The sequence below is a fragment of the Streptomyces sp. NPDC029674 genome, from assembly GCF_044903205.1.
In the GTDB taxonomy this organism is placed as follows: domain Bacteria; phylum Actinomycetota; class Actinomycetes; order Streptomycetales; family Streptomycetaceae; genus Streptomyces.
The window spans coordinates 1-1,302 of the sequence record NZ_JBJDPY010000065.1 but is presented as its reverse complement, the minus strand read 5'-3'; the positions used below and the strand labels follow the sequence as shown (position 1 = coordinate 1,302).

The following is a 1,302-nucleotide window of genomic DNA, read 5'->3' as shown; positions in this document are numbered from 1 at the left end:
GCACGTACCCGGAGTTGACCCCCTTGGCGAACGTGACGATGTCCGGGGTGACGCCCGTGAGCTGGTGGCCGAACCACTCGCCCACGCGGCCGAAGCCGACCATGACCTCGTCGATGATCAGCAGGATCCCGTGCTCGCGGCACAGCTCCCCGACGCCGGCCATGTAGCCCGGCGGCGGCAGGAAGATGCCCGCGGTGCCGGGGACGGCCTCGAGGACCACGGCGGCCACGGTGGAGGGACCCTCGAGCTCGATCACGTCGCGCAGGTGGGCCAGCGCGCGCTCGGCCTCCTGCTCATCGCTCTCCGAGCCGAACGCGGAGCGGTACGTGTACGCGGGCTGGAAGTGCACGACGCCGTCGGACGCCGAGTCCGAGCCCACGCGTCGCAGGGAGCCGGTCAGGTTCGCGGTCAGGCGCGTGGCGCCGTGGTACGAGAGGTACGCGGAGAGCACCTTGTGCCGACCCGTGTGCAGGCGTGCCATCCGCACCGCGTGCTCGTTGGCCTCCGCGCCCGCGTTCGTGAAGAACACGTGGTTGATGGACTCCGGCAGCCGCTCGGTGATCAGCCGGGCTGCCTCGGACCGGGCGTCGTTGACGTGCTGCGGGGCCACGGTGGCGAGCGTCTCGGCCTGTTCGCGGATCGCGGCCACGATCTTCGGGTGGCGGTGGCCGACGTTCGTGAAGACGAGCTGCCCGCTGAAGTCGACCATGGGCCGACCCTCGCCGTCCCACACCCACGACCCCTCGGCGTCGAGGATGGTCATCGGATTCAGATCGCGCTGCGCGCTCCACGAGTGGAACACGTGCGCGCGGTCGAGATCGTGGGCGCGGCGGCCCCGCTCGATGGCCTCGTCGCTGATCCGGGGGTCCCGGCGGCCGACGTGCTGCTAATGCTCGGACATGCGCGCTCCTTGAGTGTGATGCGGGTCATCCCGAGCATAGGCAGGCCCGCCGGGGCACGTCCCGGCGCGTCCGGCTGATGACCTCGCCCCCGATCGTGCCCCGACGTCCGGGCGCCCGCCCTCAGCGCGAGCTGGCGCCCCTTCGCCCGCGCGCCACCCCCACGAACGCCTGCACGAGCTCCGAGTCGGCCGCCTTGAGCCAGGCCAGGGCGACGTCCCAGCCGGGGTGGCGGGCGTCGTCGTCCCCCTGACCCGCGGAATCCGCCCCGTCGACGACGGCGGCGCCCGCCTCCGCCTCGGCCCGCGCCTGCTCGTCCGCGAGCGCGGACCGCGTGGCGGCGGCCTCGCGGTCGGCGCGGGACAGGCCCACGGTGTCGTCGAGGGTGGAGGCCAGCGGCAGC

Annotated in this window: 1 protein-coding gene and 1 pseudogene; both read right to left on the bottom strand. The window is 73.3% G+C overall.

The features are described 5' to 3' along the window. The coding region (locus ACI2L3_RS40385; protein WP_404757455.1) for an aminotransferase class III-fold pyridoxal phosphate-dependent enzyme at positions 1-763 on the bottom strand (763 nt) is incomplete at its 3' end. A 259-nt stretch (positions 764-1,022) separates the two neighbouring features. Further along, positions 1,023-1,302 (bottom strand): annotated as a pseudogene (locus tag ACI2L3_RS40380) (hypothetical protein); the annotation flags it as partial.